Source organism: Arthrobacter sp. DualSoilB13 (genome assembly GCF_055389195.1).
The window spans coordinates 4,024,511-4,038,845 of sequence record NZ_AP035865.1 but is presented as its reverse complement, the minus strand read 5'-3'; the positions used below and the strand labels follow the sequence as shown (position 1 = coordinate 4,038,845).

Here is a 14,335-nt window from a genome sequence, read left to right as displayed (position 1 = left end):
AGACGGTCAGGGTCCTACCTTGACCACGTATACCTCGACGGCGGCATCCCGGGGGAGCAGGTGCGTGCGGACCGCGCCGGCTACTTCGCGGGCCACGTTGGGTGCGGGGCGAAGGGTGCCCACACCAATCCGGGCCTTGACTTCGAGCGCATCTCCATCGCCGGTGACGGAGACCAAGGGAAGAATCTCCCCGGTCACGGCAGCCATGGCCGCACCCGCTATCGACTGCCATAAGGGCTGGGCCGGATATACGGCAGAAACTCCCTCCACTCCTTGGATGACACCGAGCAGTTCCTCCGCCACTGCGGGTGAAGCACCTGCGGATTGGATGCTCCCGGGTTCCAGATGTTCCGTCATGGCTGATCCTCCCGAGTGGTGGGTGCGGGGCTGGTGGGTGGAGAGGGAACCTGGTCTGCGGCCGAAGGCGGTTCCAGAACGTCCCTCACGGTGATGTTGATGGTCTCGATGTTTAGCTCCGTTTGGAAGGCGAGCGTCTGCGCCAACTCACGGCGCAGCTCTTCGGCACGTTCATCCAGGGGGTGTCCGTACACCACGGCTATCTCCACGTCCACGGTAATTCCGGCTCCTGGTGTGGTGACGTCGCCATGCAACCGGCACTTGCCGGCGGCCGTGCCAGGCAGGGCGTCAGCCACGGATCGGATGAGTGCTGAGATTGAACCCTCGGTTTCCCAAAGGGTGTCCTTCGGGTTCCCGGCCTGCAGGGGAATGCTCCTGCCTGGACGCAGCTCCAGCCGGAGGTTGTCCAGAATGGACTGCATCCAGTCGTCATGGCCCGAGCCTGCATCGGCCAGATCCGACGTCAGCAGTTCGCTGCCCAGTTGGGATAGCCGGCGCAACGATGCCAGGCCAGCTTGGCATTCAGGGCATGAGTGGAGATGGGCGGGATCTGCAATCTCTCCGGTGTCCAGATAAGTGCTTAGTTCGGCAAGGCTGTGCCCGCAGTCCAAGGAGTCTTCGGGGGTGTTCATCGCCATTCCTCCATCATGCGCGCAAGGGTGATCCGTGCCCGGGCCAAGCGGCCGCGGACACTGGCTTGGCTGATATTCAACGTCAGTGCGATCTCCTCGTAGCTCTGGTCATTGAATTCCTTAAGAACCCAACATCGCCGTTGTTCCTCGGGAAGCTTTGCGAGCGCCGCTTTTAGGGCCTCCACGCGGGAGGTGATAACTGCGCTGTGCTCGGGGTCCGCTGCCTGCGGCTTGGCGTCGTGTTCCACCTGGTTCTCCACGGCGTCGAGGCCTGCATGATTGCGGCGTCTCCGGAGGTGGTCGATGCTGCGGCTGCCGACAATCCTGAGCAACCATCCCTTGACTGCTGCGGGGTCGCGGAGGTTGTCCAGTTGCTTCCAGGCTTGGACGAGTGTTTCCTGCACGACGTCGTCGGCGTCGGCTTGTGAGCCGGTCAATCGCCGGGCCGTGGCCCGCATCAACGGGCCGTGGCGCCGCGCCAGTGCCTCGAAGGCTGCGGTGTCACCGTCTGCGGCCCGGCCGGCCAGCAGAGCATCGGGCACCAGATCCAATTGGTGCTGCGCTGCGGGTGAACCAGTCACGTTTTCTGCCTTCCCCATCTATGGTCGTCCAAGGTCTCGGTGGTCCTGATGATGCTCAGTGGCGGGACGGTCCCGCTGGCCAGCAGAACCGTCCCGGGCCGGAAGCTACTTTTTGGAGAAACCTTCTTTGAGCTTCTGCGCCGCATCCTTGATGTTCTCGGTGATATCGGCCGCAGCGTCTTTGACCTTTTCGCCTGCCTGCTGGATCTTGGCTTGTGCCTGATCGTGCTGCCCCTCGCGCTCCAGCGACTGATCGCCGGTGAGCTTTCCGGCGCCTTCCTTGGCTGCACCGAGGTGCTCGGTGGCTGCGTTGTTGATCTTGTCGTTGATTCCCATGGTGTTCCCTTTTCTTGTTGTGCACGGTCTCTGCTGAGTCGCGCGTGTTTTAGTGGAAATTCTGAGAGACGGTCACCGCGCGCGACGGGTTCCGGAAATCTGTGTGCGTGGGCCGCTGGTGATCCGGACCAGCGCGGGCAATGGATGTCCCAGCCAGGAGTCGGTGCTCCGGAGGAGGTGTTCCACCGTGTGCGTGAGCTCCCTGGGGGATGCCCCTTTGCGGGCCTCCAGGCGGATGTGGAGCGCGGTGCCACGGCGTGATTCCCAAGCGGAGACGGAGGTTGAGAGCACATCCTTGTTCCCGTTGAGGGCTTCCCGGATAGCGGTGGAGACCAGCCCGGCGTCAACAACAGTTCGTCCGGCGGTACCCTCGGATTGCTCGGCCAGGCGGGGTGTTTTGCCTCCGCCTTGGCTCGCCAGCCAGGCGACGCTGAGGACTGCGCCCACCAAGGGCAGGGCAACTCCCAGCACCAGCCACCAACTCCGAACGGGTTCGGGTAGAGGTGCCGTCCCGGCAAGGCTCCGGGCCTGGTCCCGCACTGAGGATGCCGTGGTGGTCCAGATGTCCGCCGCCGATGGGAGGGTACCGGTCGCGATGAGTGCGGCACCAATACCCAGCAACAGGATCCCCACGAGGGTCAGCAAAATCCGGTTGAGGCCCCGATGTGTGTTTCTCATTGCCCCACCGCTCCTTCCGTCAGAACCCGGACGCCGGATGTCATCCGGCGGTCCAATCCGTAGGCGGCCAGTTCGCCGTCGACCGCTTCCCGTACCCTGTCCACCGCGAGCGGTTGGCCCGACGTCGGACGCACTTGGACTCGCACTGAGCGTCCGCCCACGGTGGTGGTCGCCTGGCCCGGTGCAAGGCCGGCGGCGAGCCGAACCCGTCCGGAGACGGCTGCTGCGATGACGTCGTCGTCCACCACTACTGCTGCGCGGTCGCTTTCCAGGGAACGGCGGCGCCGACGGCCCCTCCCCACACCGAGTCCCAGGACGAGCAGCCCGAGCAATGCCACGCCGATGCCGGCCGCGATCAGGCCCGCCGGGACAGTCTTTCCCGGAAGTTCCTCCAGCCACCGCAGCATCTGGGCCGGGCTGGCGAGCAGGGGTTGATCCTTGAGTAACCACAGCACGGATTCGAGGCTCAGCCAGAGCGAGGCTGCCAGCAGGACAGAAGCCGTCAGGATGGAGGGCACGGCGCGGGAAGAGTGCGTTTCCCGGCGAACCAGGCGCCGGATGTGTGGATCCTTGCTCATGTCACTCTCCTTTCCTTGGGCACTTCCTGTTTCCCGCCGGTAAGGCGGATGTCCACCCGTCCGATCTCCAGTCCGGTGAGTTCGGTACCCCGGGACGTGATCTCAGCGCGGGCCTGCTGAGCCCGTTCGAAGATGGTGCCGCTACTGTTCCGCGGTTCCAAAAGTGGCTCGAGCCTCAACTTGATGGAGACGCTGACGCCGAGTTTGCCGGCGTCGTCCTCCAAAGCAGCGGTGACGTTGTCTTTGCCGACGCGGAAGGCCCGGGCGGTGACTGCTTCCACGGTTTGCCGGATCGCGTGATGGGTGATCCGGTTATGGCCCCGTGTTTCCTTGCCGTCAGGCCGCCTCGTGGGGGGACTCATGGTGGCGGATCTTGTCCCGTTCATGTGGATGAGCGCTTGCCCCGCAAGGCGTCCAGCACCCCGCGAAGGTCAAGCTTTCCTTCGGCTGCGCGGCCCAGCACTGCTCCGATTCCCATGAACAGTGCCGTGAGCAGCAGGCCCCAGAACCCGAAGGCGAGCCCCGCCACGGCCAGGATGGCGCCGATGGCTACGCCGGCGATAGTGGGGTTCATGACACCCTCGGTTCACGCTCGGAGTCCTCTACGTCTGCGTCGTCGGACGGCACGTGGATGTCAGTGATGGTGACGTTGACTTCCGTGACTTCCATGCCCACCAGGTCTTCGATCGCGGTGTAGACAGCGTCGCGTGCGTTGTCTGCGACTTCCTGAAGCGGATGGGGGTATTCGACCACCAGGGTCACGTCCACAGCCACCTGGGTCTGCCCCACTTCTACGCTGACGCCTTGGGTGAGGTCCTTCTGGCCCACCTTCTCGCGGAGATTGCCGATTGCCCTGGCTGCTCCACCGCCAAGGGCGTGTACGCCGGGAATTTCCTGGATGGCGATGCCCGCAATTTTTGCTACTACGCCGTCGGCGACGGTGGTGGCTCCGCGGCCGTCTTTACCCTTGTTGGGGGTGTCCAGCACGGGTGCCGGGGTCGCCTGGGAGTTCTTGGCGGGAACGTCTGCGGGGGTGTGCGTTTGGATCGTCAAGACGATCACTCCTTTCGGTTTGATGCGGTGCTTGTTGCGCCGTCATGAATAGGACGTGACGACTGGGGCATTCCTCACGGTTGATTTATGTGATGTGCATCACATGTCCGAAGGTCATCACTGGCTTATTTAGTTAGATTCCCATATAACTAGTTTGTCGAGACACATTCTTACACGGGAGGGCTCTAATGACTGCAGTACTTGTGAGTGAAGAACAGGGCGAGGCTCTCCCTACGGTGACCTCCGGGGCGCCAAGTGCCACCTCCAGTCCCTCAGTGAGGACCAGCCTGCTGGACGAAGTGTGGACGGCCTCCGCGCGGGTTGAGGGTCTTCAATGGGAGATGGACGAGGCGCGGGATTGCCTGGCTACGGCAATGCGTGCCGCCGCAGCGGCCGGTGCGGGCCTTCCGGATCTTGCCATCGCGGCGGGACTTGGTTTTGCCGATATAGAGCAGTTGCTGAACGAGCGCCTGGAGGAGTAGCCCTGCGGCCCTGTGCCCGGAAGATGCTGGATATGCCTTGAGTCTCCTCATGCAGTCCCGCTGGTGCGCTGGTGCGAAATCTTGAGGGAATCTTGAGATGACCCGGCGTCCTTCTTGAGGACCCCGTCCGATGGTTGAAACATCAGCCAATTAGCTGACGGGAACTTCCAGGAAGGACCACCGAAATGACTGACCAGATCTCCGCCAAGTCCGTAACTGCCGGCTCGGCTCACACGAAGTCCGAAGCACTTGCGGGCACGGCCGACACCGCTGGCCATGCCGCGGACGCCGCTGGTCAGGCCCGTGCGGTGGTGACCATCCGTGAGCAGTTCAATCCCCTTGGCGCGGGTCTCCGGAGCATCTGGCCGCAGTCGGTTGTTGGGTTCTAGGACACCACGGTTTGTGATTCGGGCAGGGACCTTTCCCTTGGAAGGTACCCTGCCCGACGTCGTTTAAGGGACCATGGAATCCAGTCCACTCAACAAGGAGGCTTGTCATCAAGGATGAGATGAGAAAGGCCGCCGACGTGGCCGAGGAAGCCGCTAATTCGCAGACTTTCGCAGCCGTTGCCCGCGCGGGATACGCCGTGAGCGGCCTGCTGCACGTCCTCATTGGCGTCATCGCAATCCAGCTCGCGGTGGGCCGCAGCGGCGAGGCCGACGTCAGCGGGGCAGTGACCGAGCTGGCCAACAAGCCAGCCGGACCCGTCCTGCTCTGGGCCTGCTTCGCGGCCTGTGCGGCGCTTGCTCTGTGGCAATTGGGAAACGCCATCCTTGGTTATCGGAACGTCTCGGACAACAAGCTGACCAAGAGGCTCTCTGCCCTTGGCCAGGCCTTGGTATTCGCCGCCTTGGCTGCCACCATCGTGTCCTTCGTGCTGGGGCAAGGCCAGAACAGCAGGGAGTCCAGCAGCGACTTCACCGCGACTCTCATGCAGGCGCCGTTCGGGGTATTCCTGCTCATTGCCCTTGGTGCAGGTATCGCCATTACCGGCATCGTGTTTGTGGTCAGGGGCTTCCGGAAGAAGTTCACCAAAGACCTTTCGCTGTCGTCCAAGCAGACGGTGCATAAGTTCCAACTCTGGGTTGGCGTGGTGGGCTACATCGCAAAAGGAATCGCTTTGTTCCTGGTTGGCCTGCTGGTGGTTATTGCCGCGGCCCGCGCCCAGCCCGAACAATCAACCGGGCTTGACGGCGGCCTGAAAGCCCTGAAGGAGCAGCCCTACGGGCCTTATCTGTTGGCTGCCGTGGCTCTGGGGCTCATTGCCTACGGTCTGTTTCTCATGGTCAAAGCGAGGACGCTGCGGACCTAGGGCTATCCGGGTTTAGGAGCTTGGGAGGCTGGGTACAGGGCACAGGAACCGTGTAGTGCAATCTGAAAAGGGGCAGAACCATGACGCAAGGTGATCCGAACCAGGCTGATAAGCCGCTAACCGACGGAAACCGCCTCTCCTCCGCACCATCGGACCCCCGCAGCGGGTACCACTCGGGCAAGTTCCCCCAGCAGGAACAGAAACAGCCCGGACTTACCAGACCGTTGGATCCGCAACCAGATCACGGCGAGAAAAGTTACGTGGGGCATGGGCGTCTCCAAGGCAAGATCGCGCTCATCACCGGCGGTGACTCGGGCATCGGCGCGGCAGTCGCCATCGCGTACGCCCGTGAAGGTGCCAACGTGGCTATCAGCTACCTGCCGGAGGAAGAAGAAGACGCGCAGTCGACGGCGGAATGGATCCGTGAGTGCGGCTCGCAGGTCCTGCTGCTGCCCGGCGACGCACGGGATGAAGGCTTCGCGGCGCAGATCGTGGAACGTACGGTGCAGGAGCTTGGCGGGCTCAATGTAGTGGTGTTGAACGCGGCGTACCAGAAGAACCGCGAAGGGCTGGAGACTATCCCCACCGAGGAGTTCGACCGCGTCTTCAAGACCAATCTGTATTCCCTCATCTGGACGGCACAGGCAGCCATTCCGCATCTTCGTCCAGGTGCCTCCATCATTGTCACGGCCTCGATACAGGCCTTCAACCCCTCCGCACAGTTGGTCGATTACGCCATGACCAAGGCAGCACAAGTAGCCTTCACCAAGGCCATGGCCGAGGAACTGGGACCCAAGGGTATCCGCGTCAATGCTGTGGCGCCGGGCCCCATCTGGACTCCGCTGATCCCAGCTACCGAATGGCCGGACAAACTGCCCACGTTCGGGCAGGACACGCCCCTGGGCCGGGCAGGCCAGCCGGCCGAGCTGGCACCGGCCTACGTGCTGCTGGCATCCGACGAAGGATCCTACATCTCAGGGGCGGTCCTTCCCGTCACGGGTGGCAAGGGGCTTTAACCCGCTTCTTCCCTTTCCACGGGGATCCACAACTGGCCGCGGCCGTGCGTGCCCCCGGGCCCCACTTGGACGCTGAGCATTTCGGGTCCCGGTGCCCACCTGTAAGGGTTGGCAGGAAACCATTCCGTTGCGGCGTCTGCCCACATGCCCTGCAGGACTTCCGGGAACTTTCCCTCAGCTTCAAAGACCACCCATAAGCCTGCCGGGACTTCAAGGGACTCGAAACCTTCCGGAGCCGCTTGGGTAGAGGCCACCGCGTGCCAGTAGTCCAGTTCGCTGCCCTCGGTGCGCTGTTCTTCGAGGTTGTCCGTTACGGACACAGGGCCGGCCGGATCCATATCAGCAAGCTCCAGCAAACGCTTGGTGACAGAAGGATCCACGCCGCGCTGGAATTCGATGATGGCGTTGTTGGGTCCTTCGTAGACCAGCGGTACGCGGGCTTTGAGGCCAATAAGGCGGAAAGCTTCTTTGTCTTCTATGCGGTGTTTCATGTCGGTGTTCCCTTCGACTCGGAGGTGGAACCTCAGTTGAGGCTGGGAATGGAGAACTGCGCCCGGAAGCCGTGCCTCGGAGGGGCTCAGTCCGTGCATGGCCTTGAAGGCACGGGCGAATGCTTCTGCCGATCCGTATCCGTAGCGAACGGACACGTCCAGGACCGTAAGGCCCTCCAGGATCTCCGCCGTGGCTGCGGTGAGGCGCCGCCTACGGATGTACTCAGAAACCGGCATGCCTGCCAGGGAGGAAAACATCCGTCTGAAGTGATACTCGGACGTCAAAGCGGCTTTGGCCAAAAACCGTACTTCGATGTCCGTGGTCAAGTCCTGCTCGATCAGCCCTATTGCCCGGTTCCAGCCGTGCATCATGTCCGGCACCCCGTCTCCCTCTTGCACCTGCCTCCATCCTTTCCTTCGACGCTACCCGCGTGTCCAGGCCGAGCGCCCAACAATCCGTGCCCGAAAATATCAGGTCCCGGGCAACGCAAGAGCCCGGAGACTGCAGCTGCAGTTCTCCGGGCTCTTGACTGTATTCAGATGTTACGGCCGACTGGAGCCTGACGCTTCTTCATCCGGTTCGGATGAGAAGGGCCGGTCCTTTGGGGTGTCTTCCGTGTTGTGCTCGTCGAGCTCTGCGTCCGCGGATGGGACCGTCTTCTCGGCGTAGTCGCCCTCGGTGTAATCACCGCCGGCGTCCTCCTTCAGCGTTTCCGGTGACGCGCCTGCGTCGCCGTAATCGCCCTCGACATACTGGCCGTCGAGTTCATCGCCGTTGGCGTCGTGGTTCTGGCTGTTAGCCATGGTGTGCCTTGCGGCCGGTGACCAGGCCGTAGATCAGCAGCACGATGATGGAGCCGCCGATGGCCAGGAGCCACGTGGTGAGGGAGAAGAATTCCTGCAGCCCGGTGCCGAAGATGAGGCTGCCGATCCAACCACCCAGGAGTGCGCCGACGACGCCCAACACGAGAGTGATGAGCCAGCCGCCACCCTGACGGCCGGGAAGAATAAGCTTAGCGATAGCGCCGGCCAAAAGACCGAGCAGAAGAAAACCAAAGAAACCCATTTTTGTTCCTACTTTCTTGTTGATGGAGATCCCATGAACATTATGAAGAGGTTCAGTTCATCGGGTGCCCTGTTCCAAAATGTAGGCACCAAATGCGGGCCCTGAAGGCCCTATGGAATGTGGGGAGTGGAACGAACTGCGCAACCCCGATGAAATTATGAATTACAGCGAACAAAGTACCCGCGCCGATGGGGTCGGACTGGGTGCTACATCAGCAACGCTAGCTGCTCCCGGGACTAGTAGCAAGTAACCTGACTATTAGCGCGCCCTTGCTTGCGGCCTCCAAACACCGGGGATTCGTGCTCCAGTGGCCCTTATGGGAGTCCATGAACCCCTTGGCAGTGCGCTGAACTTTCTCGCGCGACGGCTTCGGGTTTGCATCCGAATGCTCCTCCGGCCCTCGGCCCGCAGCCCCGGTCCTCAGGGTTTTCATCCATGGGGTTGTCATCCTGTCAGTTCTGTGGAATTCCAATGGTTGGCAAAGCAGTTGAATTTAATGCTCTATTTTGGCGGTCACAGTTAAGTCACCCCGCCATCAAATAAGCCGCCCCGCCGTCAAAGTGCAGGTGACAGGGTGCGGCGCGCGGGGCTAATGTCGATATACAAACACCTCGAAAGGAGTGATCGCTGTGAAAGGCAAAGCATTGTTCGCAGTTGGCGTGGCTGTCGGCTACGTGTGGGGATCGAAGTCCTGGCCGGAGGTGTACCGGCGGATCCGCGGAGGCACGGAGAAGGTCTGGAAGAACCCGGACGTGCAAGAGAACGTCCATCAAGCTACGGAAGCGGTCCAAGAGTCGGTTCCGGACATTCTGGACAACCTGTATGAGGCCGGCAAGAAGTTGATGGAAAAGGCCGAGACCATGTTCCCGGGCATTACTTCCCCCAAGTCGGGCCAGCACACGGACTCCACTTCCAGCAGCACGTCCACCGTTCCCACCATTAAGTCGGATGTCGTCTCTGATCCCGCCCTTGATGACACCACAGGAAGCGACTGGACCGGCGAGGGCGGCGCTGCACCGGAAGGGCCTGCCACCAACACGCCGCCCAAGTCTTAGCTGACGCGTTCCACCACAGTCAGGATCGCCTCGCCCAGTTCCTTGGGTTTGGTGAATTGCGGCCAGTGTCCCGTGGGGAGGTCGATGTACTCGACGTCATGGATCCTGGCGAGTTCCGCGGTGAAGGGGTGCCCGGCATCCATCCACTCCTTGAGGAGAGAGGACGGGAACTGGCAGGCAATGATGGTGGCCGGAACGTCGTAGCGCCGGACATCGCTCAGGTGTTGCTGGTCAAAGGCAACGCCTTTGGGCTCCGGTATGGCCCGCGCACGGAACGCTTCCTTAAGCTCGTCAGTTAGGTCAATCAGGTCTTCGTCTTCGAACAGTTCCCAAGGCGGCAGCGGGAGGTCGTCGCCGTCGTCGGGCAGTTCATCATTGATGACTCCGCCCTCACCGAGCGGTCCGCTGTCAACGTAAATGGCGTGGGCCACCCGGTCCGGGCGGGTGTCTGCCACGCCGTGGATGATGGCGCCTCCACCAGAATGGCCCACAAGGATGACTTTGCCGTCCAGAGAGTCCACCTTCGCCACCACGGAGTCAATGTGCGTGCGGAGGCCGATGCCCGCGCGTGAGGCATCCACCGACTCCAGCCCTGGCAGCGTCAGCGGATGAACCGTGTGGCCAGCTGCTTCCAGGGGCGGCGTCACCTCCTCCCACGACGATGCGTCCAACCAGAATCCGGGTACAAGGATGATGTCCATGCCGGTACCCTACGGGAGCCCACCGACAGTTTGTAGGCTTCCCCCAAACCCACCCTCACCCAACCAGGTCGCAGCAGAGCGCGTTGTGAGCGCTGAAAACGCGCTCTGCTGCTACTCGGTTGGGTGCGTACGGGGGGTTGACGAAGGTCACGTTCGCCGTCATAGTAATTCGTATACGATTTCGTACTTGATCGTATTCGAGGAAGAGGAGGCGCCGTGACATTGGAGTTTCGGACCCAGGAAGTCAGCCAGGACATGCTGGCCCGGACGCGCAAAGTCATTGCCGTCCACATCAACTACCCCAGCCGAGCCGCACAGCGCGGACGCACCCCTGAACAGCCGTCGTACTTCCTGAAGCCGTCGTCCTCGCTGGCGCTCGGCACCACTGAAGCTCCAGGCACGGTAGAGCGCCCGGCCGGTTGTGAACTGCTTGGCTATGAGGGTGAGATCGCGCTGGTGATCGGCAAGTCCGCCCGCCGCGTCAGTCTTGAGGACGCTTGGAGCCACGTCGAGTGGGTCACGGCGTCCAACGACCTCGGCGTGTACGACCTCCGTTACGCGGACAAGGGCTCCAATGTCCGCTCCAAAGGCGGCGACGGCTTCACTCCCGTTGGTCCCGCGCTGATCCCGGCCGACGCCGTTGACCCGGCCCAGTTGCGAATTCGCACCTGGCACAACGGGGACCTGGTCCAGGACGACACCACCGAGGACCTGCTCTTCCCGTTCGCGCAGCTCGTCGCGGACCTTTCCCAGCTGCTCACCCTGGAAGAGGGCGACATCATCCTCACCGGCACCCCCGCCGGAGCGTCCGTCGCCAAGCCAGGTGACGTCGTCGAAATTGAAGTCACCGGCGGTGACTTCAGCAGCGGCCGCCTGGCCACCAGAGTAACGGAAGGTACGACGCCGTTCGCGAACTTTGGTGCGCGGCCCAGGACTGATGACACCCAGCGGGAAGAGGCCTACGGATCGCGCGAAGCTGCCGGTTTGGCTCCTGCCGTTTCCGTGCTGACTCCGGCGCTGAAGGCGAAGCTGGAGTCCGTTGCTACGGCGACCCTTTCTTCCCAGCTCCGCAAGCGTGGACTGAACAATGTCAGCATCGACGGACTGCAGGCAACCCGTCCGGACCGCAAAGTGGTGGGCCTCGCCAGGACTCTCCGTTACGTTCCCAACCGCGAGGACCTGTTTACAACCCATGGCGGCGGATTCAACGCCCAGAAACGTGCCATCGATTCCGTGAACGAGGGCGAAGTCCTGGTCATGGAAGCCCGCGGCGAGAAGGGCACCGGCACCGTGGGGGACATCCTGGCGCTGCGGGCCCAGGTGCGCGGCGCCGCTGCGATCATCACTGACGGCGGCGTCCGCGACTACTCGGCCGTGGCTGACCTTGACATGCCTACTTACTTCGCCAACCCGCACCCGGCAGTGCTGGGCCGCCGCCACATTCCGTGGGACACGGACATCACCATCGCCTGCGGCGGCGCTACCGTGCAGCCGGGGGACATCATTGTGGCCGACTCGGACGGCATTCTGGTGATCCCGCCGGCCATCGCCGATGAACTTGCCGATGACTGCATTGCCCAGGAGAAGGAAGAAACCTTCATCTTCCAGATGGTGCAGGAAGGCAACAGCGTTGACGGGCTCTACCCCATGAACAAGGAATGGCAGGCACGCTTCCAGGAGTGGTCCGCTCGCCAGCAAACCGCGGAAGGAGCCCACGGTGCCTGAAACCGCCGTCGAGAGCGCCGCCGTCGAGAGTAAATCCCAGCAGGCGTATGCCGCCGTCAAGGAGCGGATCATCCAGGGCACCTACACGCCGGGGTACCGGCTAGTGCTCGCCAAGATCGCCGAGGACCTGGGGTTTAGCGTGGTTCCCGTGCGGGAAGCGATCCGCCGGCTGGAGGCCGAAGGGCTGGTGAAGTTCGAGCGGAACGTGGGCGCCACGGTCTCGGGCATTGATCCCACCGAGTACCTCTACACCATGCAGACGCTGAGCATCGTGGAAGGTGCGGCCACCGCGTTGTCCGCGCCACTGATCGATGCCATTGCCATAGAACGTGCGCGTGCGGTCAACGCCGAGATGCGCGAATGCCTGGAGCATTTTGATCCCGTCCGCTTCACCGCGCTGAACCAGGATTTCCACAGCGTCCTGTTTGAGCACTGCCCCAACCCGCACATCCTGGACCTCGTGCACCGGGGGTGGAACAGGCTGGCGTCCCTGCGATCGTCCACCTTCCGTTTTGTCCCCGGACGCGCCCAGGAATCGGTGCGCGAACACGAGGCACTCCTTCAGCTCATCGAGGGCGGAGCAGATGCCGACACCATCGAAAAAGCAGCCCGACAACACCGCGCCGCCACCTTGGACGCGTACCTCGCCACAGCAAAGAACCAGTAAGGACTTCAATGATGAGTACCTCTACAGAAACCATCAAGCACTACGTCCCCCAGGACCTGCCCACCCACATCCAGCACTTCATCAACGGTGAGTTCGTTGACTCGGTGTCCGGCAAGACCTTCGACGTCCTGGATCCGGTATCCAACGGCAACTACGCCACCGCTGCTGCCGGCCAAAAGGAAGACATCGACCTTGCTGTCGCCGCCGCCCGTGAAGCCTTCGTTAATGGGCCGTGGCCGAAGATGAAGCCCCGCGAGCGTGCACGGGTGTTGAACAAGATCGCCGATGCCGTGGAGGCGCAGGAAGCACGCCTCGCCGAACTTGAGACGTTCGATACCGGCTTGCCGATTACCCAGGCCAAGGGCCAGGCCCTCCGTGCGGCGGAGAACTTCCGCTTCTTCGCGGACCTGATCGTGGCCCAGTTCGACGACGCCATGAAGGTCCCGGGCTCACAAATTAACTACGTGAACCGGAAGCCGATCGGCGTCGCCGGCCTGATCACCCCGTGGAACACCCCGTTCATGCTGGAGTCCTGGAAGCTTGCCCCGGCCCTGGCCACGGGCAACACCGTGGTCCTGAAACCTGCCGAATTCACACCTTTGTCCGCGTCACTGTGGGCGCAGATTTTCAAGGACGCAGGCTTGCCTGACGGTGTGTTCAACCTGGTCAACGGCCTGGGTGAAGAAGCCGGCGATGCACTGGTGAAGCACCCGGATGTTCCGCTGATTTCCTTCACCGGTGAGACCACCACGGGCCAGACCATCTTCCGGAACGCGGCCGAAAACCTCAAGGGCCTGTCCATGGAGCTCGGTGGCAAGTCCCCGTGTGTCGTGTTCGCAGATGCAGACCTGGACGCAGCCATTGATTCCGCGCTCTTTGGGGTCTTCTCGCTCAACGGCGAGCGCTGCACCGCCGGCTCCCGCATCCTGGTGGAGCGGGCCATCTACGACGAATTCTGCGAGAAGTACGCCGCCCGGGCCAAGAAGATCGTGGTGGGCGATCCCCACGATCCCAAGACCCAGGTGGGCGCACTCGTCCACCCCGAGCACTACAACAAGGTGGCGTCCTACGTGGAGATCGGCAAGTCCGAAGGCCGGCTCCTGGCCGGTGGCGGCCGACCCGACCACCTCCCTGAAGGCAACTACATCGCACCCACGGTGTTTGCCGACGTCGCGCCTGACGCGCGGATCTTCCAAGAGGAAATCTTCGGTCCCGTCGTGGCCATCACGCCCTTCGAGAACGACGACGAAGCCCTCGCCTTGGCCAACAACACCAAGTACGGCCTGGCGGCCTATATCTGGACGCAGAACCTGACCCGGGCCCACAACTTCTCCCAGAACGTGGAAGCCGGCATGGTGTGGCTCAACAGCCACAATGTCCGCGATCTCCGCACCCCGTTCGGTGGCGTGAAGGCGTCCGGTCTGGGCCATGAGGGCGGCTACCGCTCCATCGATTTCTACACCGACCAGCAGGCCGTGCACATCACCCTCGGATCCGTGCACACCCCCAAATTCGGCGCCTAAACTCGGAGTTTTTGTACAGATAACGCCCCTAAAACCCGTTCTAAAGGGCCGTACCTGTACAAAAACTCCATCCACCTGACCC

The 14,335-nt window shown here is 62.5% G+C and carries 21 protein-coding genes; 8 read left to right on the top strand and 13 right to left on the bottom strand.

All coding sequences use genetic code 11. The features are described 5' to 3' along the window. Window positions 1-6: 6 nt before the first annotated feature. From ACZ5J0_RS18665 to ACZ5J0_RS18625, 9 genes are all read right to left on the bottom strand, one after another. Window positions 7-357, bottom strand: coding sequence for a hypothetical protein (locus ACZ5J0_RS18665; RefSeq protein WP_223941184.1), 351 nt, complete (start codon window positions 355-357; stop codon window positions 7-9). Next, entirely contained in the window at window positions 354-989 is a 636-nt protein-coding gene (locus ACZ5J0_RS18660) for an Asp23/Gls24 family envelope stress response protein (RefSeq protein ID WP_142937521.1), read from the bottom strand. Before ACZ5J0_RS18660 ends, ACZ5J0_RS18665 begins: the two co-directional genes overlap by 4 nt. After that, complete coding sequence (locus ACZ5J0_RS18655) at window positions 986-1,570, bottom strand: RNA polymerase sigma factor (RefSeq protein WP_238703312.1); 585 nt, start codon at window positions 1,568-1,570, stop codon at window positions 986-988. Before ACZ5J0_RS18655 ends, ACZ5J0_RS18660 begins: the two co-directional genes overlap by 4 nt. A 105-nt stretch (window positions 1,571-1,675) precedes the next feature. Then, window positions 1,676-1,906, bottom strand: a complete 231-nt coding sequence (locus tag ACZ5J0_RS18650; protein ID WP_142937523.1) for a CsbD family protein — start codon at window positions 1,904-1,906, stop codon at window positions 1,676-1,678. A 72-nt stretch (window positions 1,907-1,978) separates the two neighbouring features. Further along, window positions 1,979-2,584 carry a hypothetical protein gene (locus ACZ5J0_RS18645; protein WP_223941183.1) on the bottom strand — a complete coding sequence of 202 codons (606 nt, stop codon included), beginning with the start codon at window positions 2,582-2,584 and terminating at the stop codon, window positions 1,979-1,981. Further along, window positions 2,581-3,162: a hypothetical protein gene (locus ACZ5J0_RS18640; protein WP_223941182.1), complete on the bottom strand. Its 582-nt coding sequence runs from the start codon at window positions 3,160-3,162 to the stop codon at window positions 2,581-2,583. Before ACZ5J0_RS18640 ends, ACZ5J0_RS18645 begins: the two co-directional genes overlap by 4 nt. Further along, the gene (locus tag ACZ5J0_RS18635; protein WP_223941181.1) at window positions 3,159-3,524 is read right to left on the bottom strand and encodes a hypothetical protein; all 366 of its coding nucleotides are present in this window, start codon (window positions 3,522-3,524) and stop codon (window positions 3,159-3,161) included. The genes ACZ5J0_RS18640 and ACZ5J0_RS18635 overlap by 4 nt, the downstream gene beginning before the upstream one ends. Window positions 3,525-3,544: 20 nt before the next feature. Next, on the bottom strand, window positions 3,545-3,736 hold the full coding sequence (locus ACZ5J0_RS18630; RefSeq protein WP_142937527.1) for a DUF2273 domain-containing protein: 192 nt from the start codon (window positions 3,734-3,736) through the stop codon (window positions 3,545-3,547). Next, complete coding sequence (locus ACZ5J0_RS18625; protein WP_142937528.1) at window positions 3,733-4,215, bottom strand: Asp23/Gls24 family envelope stress response protein; 483 nt, start codon at window positions 4,213-4,215, stop codon at window positions 3,733-3,735. Before ACZ5J0_RS18625 ends, ACZ5J0_RS18630 begins: the two co-directional genes overlap by 4 nt. Before the next feature lie 188 nt (window positions 4,216-4,403). Here ACZ5J0_RS18625 and ACZ5J0_RS18620 point away from each other — a divergent pair, with 188 nt between their 5' ends. The 4 genes from ACZ5J0_RS18620 (at window position 4,404) to ACZ5J0_RS18605 (ending at window position 7,025) form a co-directional block, all read left to right on the top strand. After that, the gene (locus tag ACZ5J0_RS18620) at window positions 4,404-4,697 is read left to right on the top strand and encodes a hypothetical protein (RefSeq protein ID WP_142937529.1); all 294 of its coding nucleotides are present in this window, start codon (window positions 4,404-4,406) and stop codon (window positions 4,695-4,697) included. 185 nt (window positions 4,698-4,882) lie between these two features. Further along, window positions 4,883-5,086 (top strand): hypothetical protein, encoded by a 204-nt coding sequence (locus ACZ5J0_RS18615; RefSeq protein WP_166842516.1) that lies wholly within the window; start codon window positions 4,883-4,885, stop codon window positions 5,084-5,086. A 119-nt stretch (window positions 5,087-5,205) separates the two neighbouring features. Continuing rightward, a complete protein-coding gene (locus ACZ5J0_RS18610) occupies window positions 5,206-6,009 on the top strand; it encodes a DUF1206 domain-containing protein (protein WP_464093767.1) in 804 nt (267 codons plus the stop codon). An 80-nt stretch (window positions 6,010-6,089) separates the two neighbouring features. Beyond that, the gene (locus ACZ5J0_RS18605; protein WP_464093766.1) at window positions 6,090-7,025 is read left to right on the top strand and encodes an SDR family oxidoreductase; all 936 of its coding nucleotides are present in this window, start codon (window positions 6,090-6,092) and stop codon (window positions 7,023-7,025) included. Here ACZ5J0_RS18605 and ACZ5J0_RS18600 read toward each other — a convergent pair. The 3 genes from ACZ5J0_RS18600 to ACZ5J0_RS18590 all read right to left on the bottom strand — a co-directional run bounded on the left by ACZ5J0_RS18600 (window position 7,022) and on the right by ACZ5J0_RS18590 (window position 8,582). Beyond that, complete coding sequence (locus ACZ5J0_RS18600; protein WP_250821442.1) at window positions 7,022-7,915, bottom strand: AraC family transcriptional regulator; 894 nt, start codon at window positions 7,913-7,915, stop codon at window positions 7,022-7,024. The two genes, ACZ5J0_RS18605 and ACZ5J0_RS18600, sit on opposite strands and share 4 nt — an antisense overlap. A gap of 144 nt (window positions 7,916-8,059) precedes the next feature. Next, window positions 8,060-8,320 (bottom strand): hypothetical protein, encoded by a 261-nt coding sequence (locus ACZ5J0_RS18595; protein WP_142937533.1) that lies wholly within the window; start codon window positions 8,318-8,320, stop codon window positions 8,060-8,062. Further along, the gene (locus ACZ5J0_RS18590) at window positions 8,313-8,582 is read right to left on the bottom strand and encodes a GlsB/YeaQ/YmgE family stress response membrane protein (protein WP_142937534.1); all 270 of its coding nucleotides are present in this window, start codon (window positions 8,580-8,582) and stop codon (window positions 8,313-8,315) included. Before ACZ5J0_RS18590 ends, ACZ5J0_RS18595 begins: the two co-directional genes overlap by 8 nt. Before the next feature lie 629 nt (window positions 8,583-9,211). Here ACZ5J0_RS18590 and ACZ5J0_RS18585 point away from each other — a divergent pair. Then, window positions 9,212-9,637 carry a hypothetical protein gene (locus ACZ5J0_RS18585; RefSeq protein ID WP_464093765.1) on the top strand — a complete coding sequence of 142 codons (426 nt, stop codon included), beginning with the start codon at window positions 9,212-9,214 and terminating at the stop codon, window positions 9,635-9,637. Here ACZ5J0_RS18585 and ACZ5J0_RS18580 read toward each other — a convergent pair. After that, on the bottom strand, window positions 9,634-10,338 hold the full coding sequence (locus ACZ5J0_RS18580) for an alpha/beta fold hydrolase (protein ID WP_166842512.1): 705 nt from the start codon (window positions 10,336-10,338) through the stop codon (window positions 9,634-9,636). The two genes, ACZ5J0_RS18585 and ACZ5J0_RS18580, sit on opposite strands and share 4 nt — an antisense overlap. A gap of 255 nt (window positions 10,339-10,593) precedes the next feature. On the opposite strand from ACZ5J0_RS18580, the gene ACZ5J0_RS18575 reads away from it, so the two are divergent. The 3 genes from ACZ5J0_RS18575 to hpaE are packed head-to-tail and all read left to right on the top strand — an operon-like array spanning window position 10,594 to window position 14,253. After that, on the top strand, window positions 10,594-12,063 hold the full coding sequence (locus tag ACZ5J0_RS18575; RefSeq protein WP_464094751.1) for a fumarylacetoacetate hydrolase family protein: 1,470 nt from the start codon (window positions 10,594-10,596) through the stop codon (window positions 12,061-12,063). Continuing rightward, window positions 12,056-12,730, top strand: coding sequence for a GntR family transcriptional regulator (locus tag ACZ5J0_RS18570; protein WP_223941175.1), 675 nt, complete (start codon window positions 12,056-12,058; stop codon window positions 12,728-12,730). Before ACZ5J0_RS18575 ends, ACZ5J0_RS18570 begins: the two co-directional genes overlap by 8 nt. A gap of 11 nt (window positions 12,731-12,741) precedes the next feature. Further along, window positions 12,742-14,253, top strand: a complete 1,512-nt coding sequence (gene hpaE, locus ACZ5J0_RS18565) for a 5-carboxymethyl-2-hydroxymuconate semialdehyde dehydrogenase (protein WP_464093764.1) — start codon at window positions 12,742-12,744, stop codon at window positions 14,251-14,253. The last annotated feature ends 82 nt before the right edge of the window (window positions 14,254-14,335 follow it).

Excerpts from the sequence above, each read along its gene's own strand:
- ACZ5J0_RS18635 (WP_223941181.1), bottom strand. The coding sequence starts at position 3,524 with ATGAGTCCCCCCACGAGGCGGCCTGACGGCAAGGAAACACGGGGCCAT.
- ACZ5J0_RS18630 (WP_142937527.1), bottom strand. The coding sequence starts at position 3,736 with ATGAACCCCACTATCGCCGGCGTAGCCATCGGCGCCATCCTGGCCGTG.
- ACZ5J0_RS18610 (WP_464093767.1), top strand. The coding sequence starts at position 5,206 with ATGAGAAAGGCCGCCGACGTGGCCGAGGAAGCCGCTAATTCGCAGACT.
- ACZ5J0_RS18665 (WP_223941184.1), bottom strand. The coding sequence starts at position 357 with ATGACGGAACATCTGGAACCCGGGAGCATCCAATCCGCAGGTGCTTCA.
- ACZ5J0_RS18580 (WP_166842512.1), bottom strand. The coding sequence starts at position 10,338 with ATGGACATCATCCTTGTACCCGGATTCTGGTTGGACGCATCGTCGTGG.
- ACZ5J0_RS18595 (WP_142937533.1), bottom strand. The coding sequence starts at position 8,320 with ATGGCTAACAGCCAGAACCACGACGCCAACGGCGATGAACTCGACGGC.
- ACZ5J0_RS18605 (WP_464093766.1), top strand. The coding sequence starts at position 6,090 with ATGACGCAAGGTGATCCGAACCAGGCTGATAAGCCGCTAACCGACGGA.
- ACZ5J0_RS18575 (WP_464094751.1), top strand. The coding sequence starts at position 10,594 with ATGCTGGCCCGGACGCGCAAAGTCATTGCCGTCCACATCAACTACCCC.
- ACZ5J0_RS18660 (WP_142937521.1), bottom strand. The coding sequence starts at position 989 with ATGAACACCCCCGAAGACTCCTTGGACTGCGGGCACAGCCTTGCCGAA.
- ACZ5J0_RS18645 (WP_223941183.1), bottom strand. The coding sequence starts at position 2,584 with ATGAGAAACACACATCGGGGCCTCAACCGGATTTTGCTGACCCTCGTG.
- ACZ5J0_RS18650 (WP_142937523.1), bottom strand. The coding sequence starts at position 1,906 with ATGGGAATCAACGACAAGATCAACAACGCAGCCACCGAGCACCTCGGT.
- ACZ5J0_RS18590 (WP_142937534.1), bottom strand. The coding sequence starts at position 8,582 with ATGGGTTTCTTTGGTTTTCTTCTGCTCGGTCTTTTGGCCGGCGCTATC.
- hpaE (WP_464093764.1), top strand. The coding sequence starts at position 12,742 with ATGAGTACCTCTACAGAAACCATCAAGCACTACGTCCCCCAGGACCTG.
- ACZ5J0_RS18620 (WP_142937529.1), top strand. The coding sequence starts at position 4,404 with ATGACTGCAGTACTTGTGAGTGAAGAACAGGGCGAGGCTCTCCCTACG.
- ACZ5J0_RS18640 (WP_223941182.1), bottom strand. The coding sequence starts at position 3,162 with ATGAGCAAGGATCCACACATCCGGCGCCTGGTTCGCCGGGAAACGCAC.
- ACZ5J0_RS18615 (WP_166842516.1), top strand. The coding sequence starts at position 4,883 with ATGACTGACCAGATCTCCGCCAAGTCCGTAACTGCCGGCTCGGCTCAC.